15 protein-coding genes and 5 pseudogenes are annotated in these 20,786 nt (G+C 56.9%); 15 read left to right on the top strand and 5 right to left on the bottom strand.

Going from position 1 to position 20,786, the window contains the following annotated elements; all coding sequences use genetic code 11:
* Positions 1-77 precede the first annotated feature (77 nt).
* On the top strand, positions 78-1,478 hold the full coding sequence (locus JCM25354_RS08845) for a DUF2142 domain-containing protein (protein WP_025885745.1): 1,401 nt from the start codon (positions 78-80) through the stop codon (positions 1,476-1,478).
* A 51-nt stretch (positions 1,479-1,529) separates the two neighbouring features.
* Here the strand turns inward: JCM25354_RS08845 and purN are convergent, their stop codons facing one another.
* Complete coding sequence (purN, locus tag JCM25354_RS08850) at positions 1,530-2,108, bottom strand: phosphoribosylglycinamide formyltransferase (protein WP_025885746.1); 579 nt, start codon at positions 2,106-2,108, stop codon at positions 1,530-1,532.
* Positions 2,105-3,161 (bottom strand): annotated as a pseudogene (gene purM / locus JCM25354_RS17815) (phosphoribosylformylglycinamidine cyclo-ligase). Before purM ends, purN begins: the two are co-directional and overlap by 4 nt.
* A gap of 132 nt (positions 3,162-3,293) precedes the next feature.
* Between purM and JCM25354_RS08860 the strand changes: the two are divergent.
* The 4 genes and pseudogenes from JCM25354_RS08860 (at position 3,294) to JCM25354_RS08875 (ending at position 8,640) form a co-directional block, all read left to right on the top strand.
* On the top strand, positions 3,294-3,992 hold the full coding sequence (locus JCM25354_RS08860) for a DnaA/Hda family protein (RefSeq protein WP_408734987.1): 699 nt from the start codon (positions 3,294-3,296) through the stop codon (positions 3,990-3,992).
* 208 nt (positions 3,993-4,200) lie between these two features.
* Positions 4,201-6,374, top strand: a pseudogene (locus JCM25354_RS17820) (RNA degradosome polyphosphate kinase).
* 14 nt (positions 6,375-6,388) lie between these two features.
* Positions 6,389-7,882, top strand: a complete 1,494-nt coding sequence (locus tag JCM25354_RS08870) for a Ppx/GppA family phosphatase (RefSeq protein WP_025885748.1) — start codon at positions 6,389-6,391, stop codon at positions 7,880-7,882.
* Entirely contained in the window at positions 7,876-8,640 is a 765-nt protein-coding gene (locus tag JCM25354_RS08875) for a CDP-diacylglycerol diphosphatase (protein WP_051537321.1), read from the top strand. The genes JCM25354_RS08870 and JCM25354_RS08875 overlap by 7 nt, the downstream gene beginning before the upstream one ends.
* 151 nt (positions 8,641-8,791) lie before the next feature.
* On the opposite strand, the gene JCM25354_RS08880 is transcribed toward JCM25354_RS08875, so the two are convergent.
* A complete protein-coding gene (locus JCM25354_RS08880) occupies positions 8,792-10,111 on the bottom strand; it encodes an aspartate aminotransferase family protein (RefSeq protein WP_025885750.1) in 1,320 nt (439 codons plus the stop codon).
* Positions 10,112-10,219: 108 nt separating this feature from the next.
* On the opposite strand from JCM25354_RS08880, the gene JCM25354_RS23825 reads away from it, so the two are divergent.
* The gene (locus JCM25354_RS23825) at positions 10,220-10,846 is read left to right on the top strand and encodes an MFS transporter (protein ID WP_243443990.1); all 627 of its coding nucleotides are present in this window, start codon (positions 10,220-10,222) and stop codon (positions 10,844-10,846) included.
* Positions 10,834-11,373: an MFS transporter gene (locus JCM25354_RS23830; protein WP_243443991.1), complete on the top strand. Its 540-nt coding sequence runs from the start codon at positions 10,834-10,836 to the stop codon at positions 11,371-11,373. The genes JCM25354_RS23825 and JCM25354_RS23830 overlap by 13 nt, the downstream gene beginning before the upstream one ends.
* Here JCM25354_RS23830 and JCM25354_RS08890 read toward each other — a convergent pair.
* Both JCM25354_RS08890 and JCM25354_RS08895 read right to left on the bottom strand, forming a co-directional pair.
* Positions 11,362-12,645 (bottom strand): Zn-dependent hydrolase, encoded by a 1,284-nt coding sequence (locus JCM25354_RS08890; protein ID WP_025885751.1) that lies wholly within the window; start codon positions 12,643-12,645, stop codon positions 11,362-11,364. The two genes, JCM25354_RS23830 and JCM25354_RS08890, sit on opposite strands and share 12 nt — an antisense overlap.
* Before the next feature lie 235 nt (positions 12,646-12,880).
* Positions 12,881-13,486 carry a TetR/AcrR family transcriptional regulator gene (locus JCM25354_RS08895; RefSeq protein WP_025885752.1) on the bottom strand — a complete coding sequence of 202 codons (606 nt, stop codon included), beginning with the start codon at positions 13,484-13,486 and terminating at the stop codon, positions 12,881-12,883.
* Between the two features lie 316 nt (positions 13,487-13,802).
* On the opposite strand from JCM25354_RS08895, the gene JCM25354_RS08900 reads away from it, so the two are divergent.
* The 8 genes and pseudogenes from JCM25354_RS08900 to uraH all read left to right on the top strand — a co-directional run bounded on the left by JCM25354_RS08900 (position 13,803) and on the right by uraH (position 20,782).
* Complete coding sequence (locus JCM25354_RS08900; protein WP_243443992.1) at positions 13,803-14,540, top strand: HAD family acid phosphatase; 738 nt, start codon at positions 13,803-13,805, stop codon at positions 14,538-14,540.
* A 2-nt stretch (positions 14,541-14,542) separates the two neighbouring features.
* Positions 14,543-15,984 (top strand): annotated as a pseudogene (locus tag JCM25354_RS17830) (NAD(P)-binding domain-containing protein).
* A complete protein-coding gene (locus JCM25354_RS20705; RefSeq protein WP_084294700.1) occupies positions 15,981-16,154 on the top strand; it encodes a DUF4089 domain-containing protein in 174 nt (57 codons plus the stop codon). Before JCM25354_RS17830 ends, JCM25354_RS20705 begins: the two are co-directional and overlap by 4 nt.
* Positions 16,151-17,476 (top strand): AtzE family amidohydrolase, encoded by a 1,326-nt coding sequence (locus JCM25354_RS08915; RefSeq protein WP_025885754.1) that lies wholly within the window; start codon positions 16,151-16,153, stop codon positions 17,474-17,476. Before JCM25354_RS20705 ends, JCM25354_RS08915 begins: the two co-directional genes overlap by 4 nt.
* Positions 17,477-17,505: 29 nt before the next feature.
* Positions 17,506-19,050: pseudogene (locus JCM25354_RS17835) on the top strand (gamma-glutamyltransferase family protein).
* Between the two features lie 20 nt (positions 19,051-19,070).
* Positions 19,071-19,966: pseudogene (puuE, locus tag JCM25354_RS17840) on the top strand (allantoinase PuuE).
* The gene (uraD, locus tag JCM25354_RS17845; RefSeq protein ID WP_369345756.1) at positions 19,963-20,529 is read left to right on the top strand and encodes a 2-oxo-4-hydroxy-4-carboxy-5-ureidoimidazoline decarboxylase; all 567 of its coding nucleotides are present in this window, start codon (positions 19,963-19,965) and stop codon (positions 20,527-20,529) included. Before puuE ends, uraD begins: the two are co-directional and overlap by 4 nt.
* On the top strand, positions 20,450-20,782 hold the full coding sequence (uraH, locus tag JCM25354_RS08935; protein ID WP_025885755.1) for a hydroxyisourate hydrolase: 333 nt from the start codon (positions 20,450-20,452) through the stop codon (positions 20,780-20,782). Before uraD ends, uraH begins: the two co-directional genes overlap by 80 nt.
* Positions 20,783-20,786 lie beyond the last annotated feature (4 nt).

Consider the following 20,786-nt stretch of genomic DNA (forward strand, 5'->3'; position numbering starts at 1 on the left):
CGGCTGATTTCTGACATGCCTTGGTCTGGTCAGAACGAGCGGCTCTTTTCGTATTCTTCAGTCAGAGGTCTTCACCCTTGCTGCGTCATCTCAAAACTGACCTGCCTGCTCCACCAGCGTTGATCTACGGTTTTTTCGCGGCTCTCATGGCGATGGTTTGTGTATTACTCACACCTCCGGGGCAGACACCGGACGAGCGCAACCATCTTGCAAGGGTCACCCAGATTTCCCAGGGTGGCTTCATCGGATTGAAGAATGGCCCCAAAGATGCAGGGGGCTATCTCTCGAATAATTTTCCCGCAGAATCCGAATTGCTGAATTCGCTGCGTTTCAATGCTCAGGCCAAGGTGCCGATGAACGAGCTTCTGACTCTTTCGGAGCGGCACTGGTCCGGCGAGAAAAGCTGGGCCTCCTTTCCCAATACGGTCATCTACGCGCCAATCACCTACCTGCCAGGTGCCATGACCAGCTTCGTTGCACGGCATGGCAAGGCGACGATTATCCAGACCAGCTATGCCATTCGCGCAGTCAATGCCTTCTGCACGGTACTGCTCTGTGCTGTGGGCGTCGCCATTGCTCGACGGGGCATGTTGTTTCTCGCCGTTATTGCCAGCCTGCCCATGGTAATGGCCGTCGGGGCTTCCTGCTCCCAGGATGGTGTCCTGATTGGTCTGGCTATTGTAACGGCTGCGCTTTTATCGCGGCGGGATGAGCAGGACCCGGGGTCAACACGGTTCTGGATTGGTATTGCGCTTCTTTTTGCTGTCCTGACGGTCAGTAAGCCGCCACTGCTTCTTTGCAGTCTCGTGCCTCTCGGCCTGGATCTGCGGGGGAGAAAATGGCTGCGTTTTCTGCCATTTGGTCTCAGTCTTGTCGCCTTCCTGTTCTGGCAGAAAATCGGCCTCAACCCGACCAAGATCCAGTTTCTCGATGGTATGGGGGTATCAGATGGCGGCCAGGTCCACTGGGTTGTGACTCATCCGTTTGCTCTACCAGCCTTGGCTTACCATTCTCTAGTAGCGAATCTAGGTCATAATATTCATGAATTCATTGGTGTTCTGGGATGGCTTGACACCATATTCCCCCGATGGTTCTACCGTGTTGCCTATGCCGCAATCGCAGCCTCTATCGGGTTCTGCTTTTACCCTGCGCTGCGACACAAGGAACTGCGTCAGACTTCGACGGGGGTAGTGGTGACGATTGTGGCGGTGCTTCTCTCGGTCGGCGCCGTTTTTTTCTCGCTCTACGTCATCTGGACCCCGGTAGGTGCACCTGTGATTGATGGCGTCCAGGGGCGGTATTTTCTGCCGATTGCTCCGTTTCTTGCGCTTGTTTTTCCCAGAGTTCGTCATGGGGGGCGGGTTGATTCATCGCTCTGGGTTCATCAGGGAGCGATGCTGGTATTCAGCCTCTTTCTCGCGCTTGATACGGTAACGCTCACCTGTGTTCTGGCTTCGCGTTACTGGCTGGCCAGCTGAAACCGACAGAAGCGGTCAGAAAAACCCGGCGCAGATGCCGGGTTTTTGCCTTCAGCGACGGCTCAGATAGTCAGACAATGCAGCAGGATAGAGAACATGCTCCTGCTGCAGCACACGGGCAGCGAGGCTTTGTGCTGTATCGTCAGCAAGCACTTTGACCCTGGCCTGTCTGAGGATGGGTCCCTCATCGACGCCATCTGTTACCAGATGCACTGTGCAGCCATGTTCGGTATCACCGGCGGCAAGCGCGCGCGCATGGGTATCAAGGCCCGGATAGGCAGGAAGCAGGCTCGGGTGGATATTGAGCATTTTTCCGTGCCACCGCCCGACAAGATAGGGCGTCAGCACGCGCATATAGCCTGCAAGACAGATGATCTCGACACCTGCCTGCACGAGCGCGGCATCGACTGCCCTTTCATGACTCTCCCGGTCTTTCGGAAACTTCCGGTGGTCGATGGCCATGACATCCAGCCCCGCAGCACGTGCCGTTTCCAGGCCCGGTGCGTCGGGATTGTTGCTGAGTACCAGAGCGATGCGTGCCGGATAATCCGGCTGGGCGCAGGCCTCTATCAGGGCGTTCATGTTACTGCCACGCCCGCTGATGAGAATGGCGATAGGCGTCTTGGTCATAGAGAAAAATCGACCGTGCCGCACAGGGCATAGCGTGGGCCGTTGGCCGTGATTTCACCGATGCGATACCCTTGTTCACCACGCTCGGCGAGCAAAGCCAGAACCCTGTCGGGTTCGGGGGTGACCAGAACCATACCGATGCCGCAATTGAAAACCTTGAGCATTTCGTCATGAGCGACATTGCCGGTCCTGGCCAGCCAGCGGAACACAGGGGGCACCGGCCAGCTATCGGCTTCTATCTGTACACCAAGGCCTTCGGGTAGAACGCGTGGCAGATTTCCCGGCAGGCCACCGCCCGTGATATGAGCGCAGCCATGCAGCAAACCCTGCTTGTGCAGGGCCATAACCGTACGGACGTAAAGCGCAGTCGGGCGCAGAAGCGCCTCGGCCAGCGTGCTGCCGGGCTCAAACGGGGCTTCGCTGTTCCAGTCGAGCCCGCTCATGGCCTTGATGCTCCGCACCAGCGAATAGCCATTGGAATGGACACCCGTCGAGGGAGGGCAATCAGGACATCGCCTTCAGCAATGCCAGCAGGGAGAAGCGCCGTACGTTCTGCCGCGCCGACACTGAAGCCGGCCAGATCATAGTGTCCTGGCCCGTACATGCCGGGCATCTCTGCCGTTTCGCCACCGACGAGGGCACAATCCGTTTCACGGCAAGCCTGTGCAATACCGCGTACGACGCGTGAGGCATCATCAACTGCAAGTTTGCCGGTTGCGAGATAGTCAAGGAAGAACAGGGGCTGGGCTCCCTGTACGACCAGATCATTCACGCACATGGCCACGAGATCGATGCCGACCGTGTCATGCTGCCCGCTTTCAATGGCTACCATCAGCTTCGTGCCGACGCCATCGGTGCAGCTGACAAGAATAGGATCGTTGAAACCAGCCGCTTTGAGATCGAACAGGGCCCCGAAGCCGCCAAGGCACCCATGGTACCGGGACGGTCGGTTGATTTCGCGGCGGGCTTGATCGCCTCGACCAGAGCATCTCCGGCTTCGATGTCGACACCGGACTCGCGATAGCTCGCTGAAGGAGAGATTGGGTCGGTCATGCTGTCGCCTCGCTCGATAAACCTGGCCGGTTGCGTTAGTATTGGCCCTTACTACTGGAGCCGACCCGGCTCGGAAAGGACCGGAACGGTTATTGGATGGACAAAGACGCAGGAAATGAGGGTTTGACGCCTGTGAATCCGGCCGGGCAACTGGCGCTGGCGCTGCGTCCGCCTGCGAGTATGGCTGCCCGCGATTTTGTTCCGGCGCCGTCCAACGCGCAGGCCAGGCGCTGGCTCAACCAGACAGGCTGGCCGGACAGACGGCTCATGCTCTGTGGAGACGACAGTTGTGGCAAATCCCATCTGCTGCATGTCTGGGCCTTGCGGCGCGGGACGAGTGTTATTGATGCTGTCAGTTTCGACCGGGCTGATCTGGTAAAGCTTGTCGAGACGCCTCCGGCAGCACTGGCCATTGATCACATCGATCGTGTGACATCCGAAAGGGCCTTGCTTCACCTGCTCAATCTGGCACGTGAGCACCGTACGACGCTGTTGATGGCTTCGCGTGTTTCACCCATGCGTATGCCGATGATCCTGCCTGATCTCGCAAGCCGGTTGAGGGCGATCACGCTTGTGCCCATTGCCTCTCCTGAGGATTCGCTGCGTTTTACCCTGCTGCTGCGTCTGATTGCCGAGAGGCAGATGATCGTCTCAAAACCGATTCTCGACTGGCTTCTGAAAAACCTGCCGCGTACTGGTGACGCCATTGTAGCGGCAGTGGATCGTCTTGATCGGGCTGGTCTCGCCCATGGTCGCCCCCTGACCCGTTCCCTGGCCAGGGAAGTCCTGAGCGGATTGCTCGATGAAGAGGACGAAAAACCTCTGTGGTAGCGTCATCATTTATGATGATTGGGTTAAGGGGGTTTGACGTATAGCCGGCCCAGGGGCGATGCTGTGTTGATCAATTGGACAAAAACAGGGAACGCATCGCGTGACGTCGTCTTCGGAAAAGGATTCAAAGGCTGCTACTAACCGGGTGGCCCGTACAGCCGGAAGCAGGCGTTCGAGAGCAGCACGACCCGCTCGGGCCGTCGCGCGCATTCCTGATCCGGGAATCGTGACATCGCCTGCACGTTTTATCAATCGCGAGCTCTCTTGGCTGGATTTCAACCAGCGTGTGATCGAGGAGGCGGAAAACAGACGCCATCCCTTGCTTGAACGGTTGCGCTTTCTCTCCATCAGCGCCAGCAATCTCGACGAATTCTATTCTGTGAGAGTGGCCGGTCTGGTAGGGCAGGTGCGTGAGGGACTCGTTGCTCCCTCGGCGGATGGCCTGCCTCCTGCACGACAGCTGTCCAGTGTACGCCGTAGTGCCGCAAAGCTCTTTGCTGCTCAGCAGAGAATCTGGCGTCTTTTGCGTGGAGAGCTGGCCCAGGCGGGTATTCGTCTCTGTACACGCGATGAATTGACCGAGGCTGAGCGTGAAGCCATCGCAGCCAAGTTCGAGGAAGAGATCTATCCGGTTCTGACGCCCCTGGCGATCGATCCGTCTCATCCCATGCCATTCATTCCCAACCTTGGTATGGCGCTGGCTCTGAGGCTGAATGATCCGTCAGTACCGGGTTTCTCGATGGACGCCCTTATTCTTCTGCCTCAGCAGATCGATCGTTTCATCCGGTTGCCGGCGCCCCACAAGGAAGAGCCAGATATTCGCCCCGATGTGCGTTTCGTGCTGCTTGAGGATGTGATCCGCCTCCATATCACACGGCTGTTTCCGGGAATGGAAATTGCCGAAGGCGGGGTATTGCGGATCATTCGTGATTCCGATGTGGAATTCGAAGATGAGGCGGAAGATCTGGTTCTCTCCTATGAAACGGCCCTCAAACAGCGTCGTCGCGGAGTTGGAATCCATCTTGCGCTCGATGCCTCCATTCCGGAAGGAATGGGCAGGGAGTTTGCCGAAGAGCTGGATGTTGCCAGGGATGATGTGATTGTCCAGACCGATATCATCGGTGTGGTCGATCTCAAGCAGATGATTGTCTCGGATCGTCCCGATCTGCTGTTCAGGCCTTACACGCCACGTTTCCCCGAGCGTATCCGCGATTATGACGGCGATTGTTTTGCTGCCATTCGTGCCAAGGATATCGTGGTCCACCATCCGTTCGAGAGTTTCGACGTGGTGGTGCAGTTTCTCAAGCAGGCAGCTCTCGACCCGAATGTCGTGGCCATCAAGCAGACCCTCTATCGTACCTCCCGCGACAGCCCGATTGTGCGTGCCCTGATCGAGGCAGCAGAGCTGGGCAAGTCGGTAACGGCCATGGTCGAGCTGCGCGCGCGTTTTGACGAGGAGGCGAATATCCGTCTCGCCCGCTCGCTGGAATCTGCGGGCGTGCAGGTTGTGTTTGGTTTCACCCATCTCAAGACCCACGCCAAGCTGAGTCTTGTGGTGCGTCGTGAGGCAGGTGGCTTGCGCTCATATGCCCATTTCGGAACCGGAAATTACCATCCGATCACGGCGCGTATCTATACTGACCTGTCGTTTTTCACCTGTGATCCGCAGCTTGCCGGTGATTCGGCGCGGCTGTTCAATTACATGACGGGTTACGCGACGCCTGTGGATATGGAAGCGCTTGCTTTTGCGCCGATCACGCTCCGTGATACGCTGATGGATCTGATCGATGGTGAAATCGATCATGCCAAGCAGGGCGCCCGGCCAAGATCTGGCTCAAGATGAACAGTCTGGTCGATCCATCGCTGATCGATGCGCTCTACCGTGCATCGCGGGCCGGGGTGAAGATCGTGGCGATCGTCAGGGGGATCTGCTGCCTGCGTCCCGGCGTGCCTGGTCTGTCAGAAAATATCGAAATACGCTCGATTGTTGGCCGTTTTCTGGAACATGCGCGTGTCTTTGCTTTTGGTAACGGACATCGCATGCCTTCGCACAAGGCGAAGGTCTTTATCTCCTCGGCTGACTGGATGGGACGTAACATGGATCGCCGCGTGGAGGCCATGGTGCCGATTTTCAATCCGACCGTACATGCCCAGATCCTCGGGCAGATCATGACCATGGATCTGCGTGATACGCTCCAGAGCTGGGTACTCTCTGCCAAGGGGGATTGGCATCGTGTATCTCCGGGGGCTAATCCCTTCTCGGCGCATGACTATTTCATGCATAATCCTTCGCTTTCCGGGCGTGGTTCGGCGGCCAGGGAAAAACCGCAGGACAAGGATGCCGGCCGTCGTGAGCGGCCCCAGCGCATCCGCGAAGATTGAGAAAGAGGGAAGTAGTGACCGGTTCTGACGCCTCCCAAGGCCATCATCGCGCAGCTATCGTCGATCTCGGGTCGAATTCTGTTCGCCTGGTTGTATTTGAAGGCGTTACACGCAATCCCATCCCGATTTTCAACGAAAAGGCTACGCTGCGTCTGGGGCGTGGCCTTGAGCAGACAGGACGCCTCAATGAGGACGGACTTCGTCTGTCCCGGGATGTCATGAGCCGTTTCAATGCTATCGCTTGTGCCATGAATGCCCATCCCTTTGAGGTGCTGGCAACGGCAGCCGTGCGGGATGCCAGTAATGGTCATGAATTTGTCGAGACCCTGCATGAATGCATGCCCGGCGTTCCGATACGCATTCTTTCAGGTGAAGAAGAAGCCGACTACGCCGCAACCGGCGTACTCTGCGGGCTGCCTGATGCAGATGGCGTCGTGGCCGATATCGGTGGCGGTTCGCTCGAACTGATCCGTGTTGCGGGCGGTCGTCATCACGAGGCCTGCACCAAGCCTCTTGGCGTTATTCGCCTGTCAGATCGTTCTGGTGGAGATCTGAAGCGTGCGAGAGAGGTTGTCGAAGCGGATCTGGATGATGTCTCGTGGCTTCCCGTATTGAAGGGGAAGCCGCTTTATCTGGTGGGTGGCGCCTTCCGTGCCCTGGCCCGATTGCAGATTGCCCGTACCCATTATCCGCTGAACATCGTTCATCTGTACACGCTTGGTGCTGATGAAGCACGCGAGATGGTAACATGGCTGATTGATACGCCACGCAAGATCCTTGAAAAAATGCCGGGCTTCCCGCGCAAGCGACTGGATGATGTGCCTTTTTCAGCAACGGTTCTGCGGCGCCTGATGCGCATTGTTCAGCCTTCACAGATTGTGTTCAGTGTCGATGGGCTGCGCGAAGGCTGGTATATGCGTAATGTCGGCCAGGCCGTCGCTGCGCTTGATCCCTGCCGTGCACTTGCTGATGAGGCGTCCCAGCGCCTCAGCCGCAGTATGGAACTGCCCGACGATCTCGTGCGCTGGACGGCCCCGCTTTTCCAGCATGAAACGCCCTCGGAAACGGCCCTGCGGGATATGGCCTGTCGTATGTCGGATATCGGGTCATTCGATCATCCGGAATACAGGGCGTCACAGACCTATCTGCGTGTCATGCGTATGCATGGTGTGGGTTTCGATCATCAGGCGCGGGCTTTTGTCGCACTGACCCTGGCTGTACGCTATGAGGCCGACCCGACCGATACGTTGATGGATGTCTCGCGGCGGCTACTTGCACCAGATGACTGTGATCGCGCTGTTCAGCTCGGTTTTGCATTGCGTCTCGCCTACACGATCTGTGGAGGCACGGCGGCCCTTCTCAAGAATACGTCTCTCTCAGTCGAAGAGGGCACGCTTTGGCTAAGTCACGATTCCCGAAGCAGCTTCGCGGCCGGAGGTGGCGTGAAACGTCGCCTTGACCGCCTTGCCCAAAGCATGATGCTCGTTGCACAGACACGTTCATGCTGACCCGCTGGAAATGGGCTGCACTGGCAGCCGTCATGGCAGGGGCTCTGTCCCATGCTCAGGCGGGAACTGTCATTCACAAGGATCATGATCCGGATATCCTGTGGAAGATCGTGCATCAGAAATGCGCTCAGGGCACAAGACCCTGTACCGTATATGACAGCACGCATCGTATTGCCTTGCTGCATTCGATCGAGGGACGGGGGCAGTATCTGCTGATCCCGACAGACAAGCTGGCCGGAATGGAAAGTCCGGCGCTGCTTGTCCCCGGTCAGCCAAACTATTTTGCCGAAGCATGGAAATATCGTGACCGGGTTGCTGCTTCTTATGGCACGCCCATTCCGGAGAAAATGCTGTCTCTTGCAATCAACTCCTCCAAGGGACGTTCCCAGAATCAGCTTCATATCCATCTTGACTGCCTGGCGCCCCATGTGCGGGAGATACTGGACCGTTATAATTCCCGTATAGGTCCGAGCTGGTCTGTTCTGCCGGAAACGATAGAGGGACATCATTACAGAGCCCTTTATCTAGCTACACTGAATGCATCGCCCTTTCTTGTTCTGGCGTCTTCACTTGCCGATCCTGAAAGCGAGATGGGCAATCACACCCTTGTTCTGGCACCGCTCGGTTCAGGTTATGCGCTTCTTGACGACAGGGCACAGGACGTGGATCGGGCGTCAGGCGAGGAATTGCAGGATCATGCCTGTCACGCCGTGAAGAGTGATGTGTCATTCGAGGCGAAAGACAAAGCGGCGAAATAGTCGCCTTTGCCACATGTGACGGAACAGTACCGGCTTTTTACGACACTCAGATCGCCAGGTCGGACCGGACACTGTGTCAGGACAGCCTGTGTACCTGATATGCGCTGATGTCACCTTCGCAGGTGTGGCTTGCGAAGGTGACTGATTGCCATCAGTCGATGGTCTTCAGGATCCGGGCGATGGTTTCGAAAATCCGGTCGATCTCGTTTTTCTCGATAATGAGTGGTGGCGAGATGGCAATGATATCGCCCGTATAGCGAAGCAACAGACCTTCATGGAAGGCCCGTTCAAATACTTCATAGGCGCGTGTGGTCGTGGCATTGCGTGGTGCGAGCTCGATACCGGCAACCAGCCCCTCATTACGGATATCGACAACATGGGGCGCTCCACGCAGGGAGTGGGCGGCTTCTTCAAAATAGGGTGAGAGTGCTGCGGCTCGCTCGAAAAGATGCTCTTCGGCATAGGTGTCGAGTGTGGCAATCGCAGCGGCGCATGCGACAGGATGGGCTGTATAGGTATAACCGTGCGGCAGATCGATGGCTTCGCGCGGGCCCTGCATGAAGGCTTCAAAAATTTCGTCCGAGACGATATTTGCTCCCATGGGAATGGTGCCGTTGGTAATGCCTTTGGCCACCGTCATGATATCGGGTACGACGCCATATTTCTCGGCAGCAAAAGAGGCCCCGAGGCGGCCAAAGCCGGTGATCACCTCATCGAAGATCAGCACAATACCATGCTTGGTGCAGATTTCGCGCAGGCGCTTCAGATAACCCTTCGGGGCAGGCAGAACGCCTGTCGATCCGGCCATGGGTTCAACGATGACGGCAGCGATATTCGAGGCATCATGAAGTGCCACGATGCGTTCCAGATCGTCTGCCAGTTCTGCACCATGTTCGGGAAGGCCGCGCGAGAAGGCATTGCGACGCAGATCGAGCGTGTGCGGAAGATGGTCGACACCTGTCAGAAGGGAGCCATAAAGTTTGCGGTTTCCTGAAATGCCCCCGACGGAAATGCCGCCAAACCCGACGCCGTGATAGGCGCGCTCACGTCCGATAAGACGTGTACGCGTCCCTTCACCACGCAGCCGGTGATAGGCGAGGGCGATCTTGAGTGCGGTGTCGCCGGCTTCTGAACCGGAATTGCAGAAAAAGACGTGGTTCAGCGGATTCGGCGCCAGACGGGCGATGCGATCTGCCGCCTCGAAAGCGAGGGGGTGCGCCATCTGGAAGGCTGGTGCAAAATCGAGAGTTGCCACGGTCTTCTGAACGGCCTCTACAATGCGAGGCTGGCCGTGCCCTGCATTGACGCACCACAGCCCGGCGCAACCATCAAGCACTTCACGACCTTTATCATCGCGATAATACATGCCTTTGGCGGAAACGAGCAGGCGAGGAGAATCGCGAAACTGGCGATTGGCTGTAAAAGGAAGCCAGAGGGCGTCGTGATTGCTATCGGTATTATGGAGGGTCATGACCTTTTCCCTGGCTCCTGCTCAGATATCTCTGAGTGAACTCGTGGCATGAAGGGCACGATCTGCAAAGTAAGAAGAAATTGCGCAGGCTTTAATTATTCTGGAGGCATGATGGCATCGCCACGTACCGCTTTACTCTCATTGGCTGTCGGTGCATTTGCCATCGGCACGACCGAATTTACACCCATGGGCTTGCTGCCGGTCATCGCTCAAGATCTTCATGTGACTGTGCCCAAGGCAGGCGGCCTGGTCAGCGCCTATGCCTTTGGCGTCATGATTGGTGCGCCGGTCATGACATTGTTGCTTGGGATTCTCTCGCGCAAGGTAGCCCTGATCGGCCTCATGGTACTATATATTATTGGCAACCTCGGCGCCGGGTTCAGTCACAGCTATGCATTGCTCATGTTCTGGCGTGTGGTGACAAGTCTGTCGCATGGAGCATTTTTCGGCCTTGGTGCTGTCGAGGCATCAAGTGTTGTTTCGCCTGAGAAACGGGCTTCTGCCGTGGCGTCAATGTTTCTGGGACTTACCATAGCCAATATCTTCGGTGTCCCCGCGGCGACCTGGCTAGGTGTGACGATAGGATGGCGTGCTGCCTTTCTGGTTACCGCGTTGCTCGGTGCGGTTGCCGTTCTTGCATTGAGCCTGGCATTGCCTCAAGAGGCAGAAGTGCAAGGCCGGATCTTATTGGTGAACTACAGGTGCTTCTGGGGGGAGAAGTGTTGCTCGCCCTGACAGTCACAACACTCGGTGCTGGCATCATGTTTGTGCTGTACACCTATATAGCCCCTTTTCTGCATAGCATTACGCAGGCGAGTGACGCGCTTGTGACACTGGCACTCATGACGATCGGGGTCGGATTCAGTATCGGTGCAGCGCTGGGAGGACGTCTTGCGGATCGATCGACCCGCTTTGCGCTGCTTCTGGTATTGCCTGTTCTGGGCGGGATGATGCTTGTCTATCCCGTACTGGCACAATCAGCCTATGGCGCCATAGGGGGAATTCTGGTCTGGAGTGCAGCCTCTTTTGCAATTATGCCCGCCCTGCAGATGCGTACCATGCAGGCAGCACGTCGGGCACCCGCCCTGGCCTCATCGGTCAATATCGGGGCATTCAATCTTGGCAATGCGCTGGGAGCCTGGCTTGGGGGCGCGGTACTGTCCCATGGTTTTGGCTATGATGCCGTTTCCATGAGTGGTACGGCGCTGGCCCTGATTGCCTTTCTGATTGTCCTGTTCCACAGGCGATCCTCAGCCGCCTGAAGCGGGTAATGCATCAAGCTGCCTGTCAGCAATCAGCAGGGTCTGCAGCAGGACATTGGCCCCTGCTGCAATGTCCTCCCGGGTTGCAGATTCGCTCTCGTTATGACTGATGCCATCTGCGCAGGGAACAAAGATCATGGTGGCGGGTACGATGCGCGCCAGATAGGCGGCATCATGTCCCGCACCGGAGGTGATTTCACGTGATGGCAGGTGCAGGCTGCGGGCAGCGAAAGAAACCGCATCAATCAGGCGCTGATCGAAATGGACTGCAGGAGAATCCCAGATTTCCCGGATGCCAATGCTGACGCCGTATTCACGTGACAGGACACCGGCGCGTTCGCGGAAACTGTTTTCCATCGCGATAACAACATCATCACTCGGGTCGCGCAGATCGACACTGAAACTGACCTCGCCCGGGACGGTGTTGCGGCTGTTCGGCCTGACGGACACCATTCCGACTGTACCAACAGCATGAGGCGGACGATTGAGTGCGATCTCCTGTATGCTTGCCATAAGTCGAGCCGCCGCCTGCAACGCGTCAGAACGCATTGACATGGGGGTGGTGCCTGCATGGGACTCACGCCCTGTGACGGTTACCTCATACCAGCGCATTCCCTGAACTCCGGTCACGACACCGATTGTGCAATTCTCGGCTTCGAGCACTGGTCCCTGTTCGATATGAAGTTCCAGATAGGCAGCGAGGGGATGCACGCCACAGGGTTGGGTTCCTGCGGCATCGATCGCAGCGAGGGCCGTCTCAAAACGGACGCCGTTGTTATCAGTCCGGCTCAGTGCGTAATCCGGGGTGAAGATACCAGCAAACACCCCTGAACTCAGCATTGCAGGCGCAAAACGTGTCCCTTCCTCGTTGGTCCAGTTGACCACCTCAACGGGGTGTCTCAGGCGAGTTCCGGTTTCTTTCAGCAGACGCAGAACGGAAATCCCGGCGAGTACCCCGATGATACCGTCAAATTTGCCGCCGGTCGGCTGGGTATCGAGATGGCTGCCTATGGCAATTGGAGCAAGACCTGCTTCTTCACCTTCGATACGGGCGAACTGGTTGCCCATCGTATCTGTCGTCAGTGTTGCGCCGAGGGAGCTGCAGGAGCTGCGAAACCACTCCCGTACCTGATGATCCTCGGCACTCAGGGCCAGTCGGCAGATACCACCTTTCCCGGTTGCGCCAAATCGCGCTGTTTCCATGACATCCTGCCACAGTGCTTCCGGATCGATAGTGTTGTTGCCGATAAGGGGATGAGCCTGATCTGTCATGTCATGATCCTTCGTCCAATTGCCTGTTGCGGTCTCAATGTAACGAAACCTGCAGAGACCAAACGTTGTGCGATGTTGATTCCGCCTGATCGGACCATGCGTGACAGGAAACCCCTTGTCTCTCTGGTTTGGACAGATACATCGTCACTATTGGGCGAGGAGAGTTCATTGATGACGGGTATGTGAGAGAAATCCTGATCCCGTCTGGGTATGCTGAAGGCCTGTCAGGCCAGGATCAGGAGCCGACAGAGCGCAAGGTGAGTGACAGGATGGTTTCGGCTGCTGCGTCGAAATCCTCTTCTTCAAGAGCCTCCTTGCCCAGAATTGCCGTGATCTGAGGCTGCATGTCGGCGTACCATTGTGTCATTGCCCAGAGGCAGAACAGGAAGTGGCCTGGTTCACTTTTCGGAATCTCGCCCCGGTCCATCCAGATCTCGAATGTCTTGTGAAGAGGCATTATTGCCTCGCGCAGGGTGGTGGCGAGATAATTGCCAAGATAGCGCGCTCCCCCCAGGATCTCATGAGCGAACAGGCGGGAGGCATGAGGATTGGCTCGCGAAAAAGCCAGTTTCGAGACCACATAGCCGCGTAATGCGGTGGAGGCCGACGAATCTGTCCGCAGCCATGTCTGGCAGTCATTGAGCCATTCCTGCACAGTCTGGCGCAGCACTTCCTGATACAGGATTTCCTTGTTCGAGAAGTAGTAATGGATGTTGGCTTTCGGTATGCCAGCCTCGCGTGCAACAGCGGCAATGCTTGCACCGCTAAAGCCGTGTTCGGAGAAAATTCTCTGTGCGGCTTCCAGAATGGTGACAACGGCTATTTCCCGGGGGACTCCCAAAACCAACTCCTGTCCATGATAATTCAGTTATTTAAAATAGTCTGTTATTCATATCAGTTCAACTAGTTGCAATGATATTCGGTCTGGTATTCTCGGTTGACGTACTACACTTATTTGCGATAATTTGATTTGAAATTCATTTTGATAAAATAATATTTCGCTTCATTAAAAAAATATTTTGTGGATGCAGCTGCGTATTGCTCTGATTTTATTATTGTTTTTCTTGTGCCTGGAAAGGTTATCTTGCTCTTGTCCTGTAATCGTACAGCTGTGAAGATGATTCTGAAAAGATTGTCAGGCAGGAGTTGGTCATCACGTGAGTGGCAAGACAGTTAGATCATACCGTTACCGGAACATCACGCGACCAGTTGCTCGTGCAGGATTACTCCTGTCAGCAGGATTGCTGTTCGCAGGTGCCTTTCCGACAGTGGTTCATGCAATGCCAGTGAATGTTGGCGATGCCATGACGGCAGCGACCGCCTATCACGACCATGGCGAGTATGAGCGCGATTTCACCTCGGTTATTCAGGAAGCTTCTGCCTGGGTGAGATTGCGTGCTGCTCATGTGAGCAAGCCGGCTCTTGTTCTCGATATTGACGAGACCTCGCTGTCGAACTGGCCTGAGATGGCTGCCAATCATTTCGCCTATTTCCGGGATGGTCGTTGTGACAGCTTGCCGGAAGGTCCATGCGGTGTTGAAGCGTGGGAGCAGAGTGCCAGGGCCAAAGCCTTCCCGGCTACCCTGGCGCTCTATACCCAGGCCCAAGAGCATGATGTGGCCGTGTTTTTCATAACCGGGCGCCGTGAGCGCGAGCGTGAGGAAACGGCGCGTAATCTGGAAGAAGCAGGATATCATAACTGGGCCGGACTTGTTCTGCGTGAGGACGGCAGTCACACCCCTTCCGCTTCGGAGTACAAGAGCGCAGCGCGTCGCGCGATCGAGCAGAAAGGGTATCACATCATTGCCAATATCGGAGATCAGCTTTCCGATCTGGCTGGTGGACATGCGGAACGCGGCTTTCTTCTCCCCAACCCTTTCTACCGGATACCGTGACGATGCAGACTGACGCGCTTCGAAGCCTTGCCTGCCAGGTTCATGACGATCTTGAGAAGATCGCCTATGCTTCCGGCCCGTGGATCTCTTCTGTTGTCACCCATCATGGCGAACCGGTTTTGGATGTCGCTGTAATCGGCAGCGGGCAGGGAGGGTTGGCCACCTGTTTCGCACTGCGTCGGATAGGGGTGCATAACGTCCGTGTTTTCGAGCGCACAGAGCAGGGAAAGGCAGGCCCCTGGGTAACGTTTGCCCGCATGATAACCTTGCGTACACCCAAGCATGTGACCGGTCCCGATATGGGGATTCCTTCTCTTACACCGCGCTCATGGTACGAAGCACGGTATGGCAAAGAGGCCTGGGTCTCGCTTGACAAGATTGATCGACGTGACTGGCAGGCTTATCTGGACTGGTATCGCGATACCCTGACTCTGCCTGTGACGTATGATCGGGAGCTGGTCGAGATTGTCTGGCAGGACGGGCTGCTGCATCTTGGTTTTCGTGACCGGAACGGTGAAAAATCCCATGTCTGGGCGCGTCGTATCGTGCTGGCGACCGGTATCGAGGGGAGTGGCTCATGGCACGTTCCCGAATTTATCCGTGAATCTGTTCCCGGGCATCTCTACGCGCATACGCACCAGGAAATCGATTTCGAGGCTTTGCGTGGCAAGCGGGTCGGTGTGCTTGGTGGGGGCGCTTCAGCCTTTGATAATGCGGCAACCGCCCTTGAGGCCGGAGCGGGATCGGTTTCAGTCTGCATCCGGCGCAGGACGCTCCCGCGTGTCAATCCGTATCGCTGGATGGAAAATGCCGGATTTCTTGGTCATTTTCCGTCATTGCCGGATCTGACCCGCTGGCGCTTCATGCGTCGTATTTTCGATCTCAACCAACCGCCGCCACAGGACACGTTCTGGCGATGCAGTCGTCATGACACTTTCAGCTTTCATGGTGATACGCCATGCTTGATGCCCGCAGTAATGGCAAAACCGTCAGTGTCAGAACACCTCATGGTGACATGGAGTTTGATTTTCTGATCATAGGGACGGGATTTGTGATTGATTTCGGCAAGCGGCCGGAGACAGCGTCTTTCTCGTCCAATATTGCACTCTGGCGGGATCGGTTTGAGGCTCCAGAAGGGGAGGAAAGCGCCGTGCTGGACTCTTATCCCTATCTCAGCTCGTCCAGCCAGTTCCAGCCACGTGACCCAGACCATCCTGATGCGGCGATGCTGGGTGCCATCTATAATTTCACCTTCGCGGCAACACCCAGCATGGGGCTTTCCGGCGCCTCGATCAGCGGTATGCGTTACGGTGTGGACAGGCTGGCCCGCGCCATTGCCTGCGACCTTTTTGTGCAGGATGGCGAAAAGCATCTGGAAAGCCTGTTATCCTACGATGCAGTCGAACTGGTGAGCCTTGGCAGGCAGGGTGAGGAACAGGCATGACGACCAAAGAGCAGATGGTGGCCAGAGCGGCTGCGCTGGACCTTGATATTCCGGAAGAATATCGTTCCGAAGTCATGCGTAATCTGGCGCTTATAGAGCATTATAAAGCGCTGCTACATTCGGTAGATCTGCCTGAACGGCTTGATCCGGCCTTCGAGTATCATCCTTGAAGGCGTTCGAGCTGGCCCGTAAGGTTCGGTCGGGTGAACAATCTGCCGTTTCTGTTACCGAGGCATGTCTCGAAAGAGTGGCTTCACGCGATGACGCCTTCCGGGCTGTGACGCGTCTGTTGCAAGAGAGGGCGCTTGATCAGGCACGTCGTGTCGATACGATTCTCGCCAATGGTGGTGACCCAGGTCCTCTGGCCGGCGTCCCATTCGGTATCAAGGATCTGTTCGATGTCGAGGGGGTTGTCACTACAGCGGGATCGCGTGTTCTGGCTGGCGATTCCCCGGCGACAGATGATGCCGTTCTGGTGAGGCGTCTGGTCGAAGCGGGGGCAGTACCGCTTGCCACGACCAATATGGACGAGTTCGCCTATGGGTTTGCAACCGATAACGCGCATTACGGCCTTACTCGAAACCCGCATGACACGAGTCGTCTCGCTGGCGGTTCTTCTGGCGGATCGGCTGCCGGGGTAGCAGCAGGGTATTTCCCGCTTGCGCTTGGGTCGGATACGAATGGCTCCATCCGTGTTCCGGCCTCACTCTGTGGCGTGTGGGGTTTGAGAGCAACCCAGAACCGCCTCGCGACCGGGGGGAGCTTTCCGTTTGTCGCCAGTCTCGACACGGTTGGCCCGTTTGCCTCCTGTGCGACCGACATGCGTATCGTCATGGAAGTGTTGACCGGCGAGGCACTGGCGCCTGTCGATACTGCCGATCTGAGGCTTGCTCGTCTTGGAGGGTGGTTCGCGACGGATCTGTCTCCGGAAATGGCGATGGCTCTCGATCGCTTCTCTACGGCTCTCGACATTCGGCGGGAAATCCTGTTGCCGGATGTGGGGGCGGTGCGGGCGGCAGCTTTCGTGATCAGCGCCTCGGAAGGGGGATGTCTTCATCTCGATCGGCTGCGTTATCAGGCAGCCTTCTATGACCCTGCTGTGCGCGATCGCCTCATTGCCGGTGCACTTATTCCGGCACCGAGCGTTTTCAGGGCTCACAGAGTGCGTCGCTGGTTCCGGGCGCAGATGCACGCTGCTTTCGAGACTGCGGATCTGCTGGTTGCTCCTGCCGTAATTGGTGAAGCGCCTCGCAGCGACGCCCCTACGCTTGTGATCGGAGGGCAATCCGTGCCAGCAAGAGCGCATCTTGGTCTCTACACGCAGCCTCTCACCTTGGCCGGTTTTCCGGTTCTCTCCGTGCCTCTTGCCGTCAATGGCCTGCCCCTTGGTGTACAGATCATCGCTCCCCCTGGCCGTGAAGACAGGCTGGTCGCTTTTGGTGAGGCTATGGAGCGGGCGGGGCTTGCCCGTGCGTCTATTCTGGAGGATTGATGCTGTTCAGTGCACGTTCTCGCAAAGGAATGGTGACAGCCCCTCATCATCTGGCTGCCCAGGCGGGCAGGGACATCCTCAAGGCGGGGGGCAATGCCGTCGAGGCCGCTGTTGCAGTCGCGGCAACGCTGTCGGTAGTCTATCCTCACATGACGGGACTTGGTGGAGACGGGTTCTGGCTTGTCCGCAGGCCGGATGGCGTCATGATGGCAATCGATGCCTGCGGTAGACTGGCGCAGAAAGCCACACCAGAGCTGTATCATGGGCTTGATGCTGTACCGTGGCGCGGTGGCCTCGCAGCCAATACAGTGGCCGGCACTGTTGCGGGGTGGAGCCGGGCTCTGGCCTATGCAGGCGGGACGCTGCCCCTCACAACGCTTCTGGCAGATGCGATAGATCATGCCGAACAGGGCATGGTGGTGACAGAGAGTTTGGCCGGTCTTATGGCGGCGCATCTCGACGTCTTGAGCTATATGCCCAATTTCAGCGCTCTTTTCCTGCCTCAAGGTGAAATGCCGATTGCCGGGCAAATCCATCATAATCCGGCTCTGGCTCGAACTCTCAGACGCCTCGCCACGGTCGGGCTCGGTGATTTTTATCATGGCAAGCTTGCAGAGCAGATTGCAGCAGAGCTTTCCTCCTGCGGATCGCCTGTCGGTCTGGACGACCTGAATCATCACGAAGCTCTGCTTTCGACGCCACTCGAAACGCAGCTTCATCATGGCCGGTTTTTCAACGTCAATCCGCCGACACAGGGGGCGGCATCCCTGCTTATTCTTGCGCTTGCGGAAAGGCTTGGCGTGACCGGTGCTGATACGGTCGAGAATATCCATCGCTGGGTTGAAGCAACCAAGGCAGCCTTCATATGGCGTGATCGCGAAATCGCGGATCCGGCAATCATGCGTCTGGCGCCGCAGGATCTGTTATCTGACAGTTCTGCTCGATGCCATGGCGGCTGGTATCGAGCTCGGGCGCGCAGCACCCTGGCCTTATCCTGCACAACAGGGTGATACGACCTGGCTTGGTGTGATGGATGCTCAGGCTGGGCCGTCAGCATGATACAAAGCCTCTATTTTGAATTCGGTTCAGGTGTCGTGCTACCCGAAACCGGTCTCGTCTGGCAGAACCGCGGAGCAAGTTTCGATCTGGCACCAGGACGTCTGCGTAGCCTTGTCCCCGGTCGCAAACCCTTTCACACACTCAATCCGGCCATGGCCATGCTTAATGATGGCAGTCTGTTATCCTACGGTACCATGGGAGGAGAGGGGCAGCCCCAGACCCAGGCGGCTATTGTGGCAAGAAATGTCATGGCGGGTCTTGGCCTCCAGGAAGCCATCACCGCACCACGCTGGCTCCTGGGGCGGACCTGGGGCGAGACCACAACCACACTGAAAATGGAGACACGTTTTGCGCCAGAGCTTCTCGAAGGGCTGCGCAGATTGGGTCACGACGTCGAGAGCCTGACGCCTTTTGCCAATGCGATGGGTCATGCAGGTGCCATTCGGCGCTATGAAGATGGTACAATGGAAGGGGCGACCGACCCGCGTAGCGATGGCGGGGTTGCTGCGCTCTAGGCCGAATGAGGGACGACGGTATGGTACATGATTACCCGCGCGATCTGCTGGGCTATGGCGCCCATCCCCCCGAGGCCGCATGGCCCGGTCAAGCCCGTATCGCCGTGCAGTTTGTGCTGAACTACGAGGAAGGTGCCGAAAACACCATCCTTCATGGCGATGCGGGATCTGAAGCCTTCCTTTCGGAAATGGTAGGTACACGGTCCATTCAGGGCGCACGCTGCATGCAGATGGAAAGCCTTTATGAATATGGTTCGCGAGCCGGTTTCTGGCGTCTCCATCGTCTGTTTACCGGAGCGGGTCTGCCCTTGACCGTTTTTGGCGTTGCCATGGCCCTTTCACGCAATCCCGATGCCGTCGCCGCCATGAAAGATGCAGGGTGGGAAATTGCCTCTCACGGCCTGCGCTGGATCGATTATCAGGACATCCCCGAAGATGAAGAGCGCAGGCATATACGTGAGGCGATCAGACTGCATCAGGAGGTAACCGGCGAGGCCCCTCTGGCTGGTATCAGGGACGAACCAGCCCGAATACGGCCAGGCTTGTCGCACAGGAGGGGTGTTTTCTCTATGATGCGGATTCCTATGCTGACGATCTTCCCTATTATGATCGTCGCTATGGCAAGCCACAGCTTGTCGTACCCTATACGCTTGACGTGAATGACATGAAGCTGGTCGCGCTCAATGGTTTTACCGATGGCGAGCAGTTTTTCCGTTATCTGCGTGACAGCTTCGACATGCTCTATCAGGAGGGAGGACGTATGATGTCTGTCGGTCTGCATTGTCGTTTGGCCGGACGTCCTGCTCGTGCCCTGGCATTGAAGCGTTTTCTTGATCATGTGCAGGCACATCAGGATGTCTGGGTTGCGACACGTCTTGATATTGCCCGCCATTGGCTGGAGACGCACCCTGCATGATAGGCGCCGAAACCTGCGAGAATTTCGTTGCTGTCTATGGCGATCTCTATGAGCACAGTCCCTGGATCGTCGAGGCGGCCTGGCCTCAGGCACCTTTTGCCAACGCGCAGGTCATGATTGCAGCGACGTCGCGTATTATACGAGAATCTCCGCCAGAAAAGCAGAAGGCCCTGGTGAAGGCCCACCCTGAACTTGCCCGGAAATTCGGAGTTGATCCTGATCTGGGGATGCTTTCCGCTGCCGAACAGGAAGGGGCGGGGCTGGACCGTCTGACGGAGGAAGAGTTCGTATCGTTCCGTGCGCTTAATGACGCGTATCAGGCGCGTTTCGATATGCCTTTTGTGATCTGCGTGCGTCGCGCAAGCAAGGAGCGTATGCGTCAGGAGCTCGCGCGTCGGCTTTTACAGACGCCGGAAGCAGAGCTGGCGGAAGCCTCGATCAGATCGATCAGATCGCCTTGTTGCGATTGGAGGATAAAATCGCATGACCACACTCTCAACTCATGTGCTCGATACGGCAAACGGATGTCCTGCAGCTGGCATGCGCGTCGCGCTTATGCATGACGAGCGTATCCTCTTCGAGGGCAAGACTGATGGTGATGGCCGTTGTCCGGATCTGGGAAAAATCGGCGTCATGGCTGGCGTCTATAAGTTATGTTTCTCAGTGGCTGATTATTTCAGGTCATATGGGCATGTATTGCCGGAACCACCCTTTCTCGATGAGGTCCGGATTGATTTCGGTATGAGCGATGCCGGACATTACCATGTGCCTCTTCTGGTCTCGCCTTTTGGTTATTCGACGTATCGCGGGAGCTGACTCG

The organism is Asaia prunellae JCM 25354 (assembly GCF_000613885.1).
GTDB lineage: Bacteria > Pseudomonadota > Alphaproteobacteria > Acetobacterales > Acetobacteraceae > Asaia > Asaia prunellae.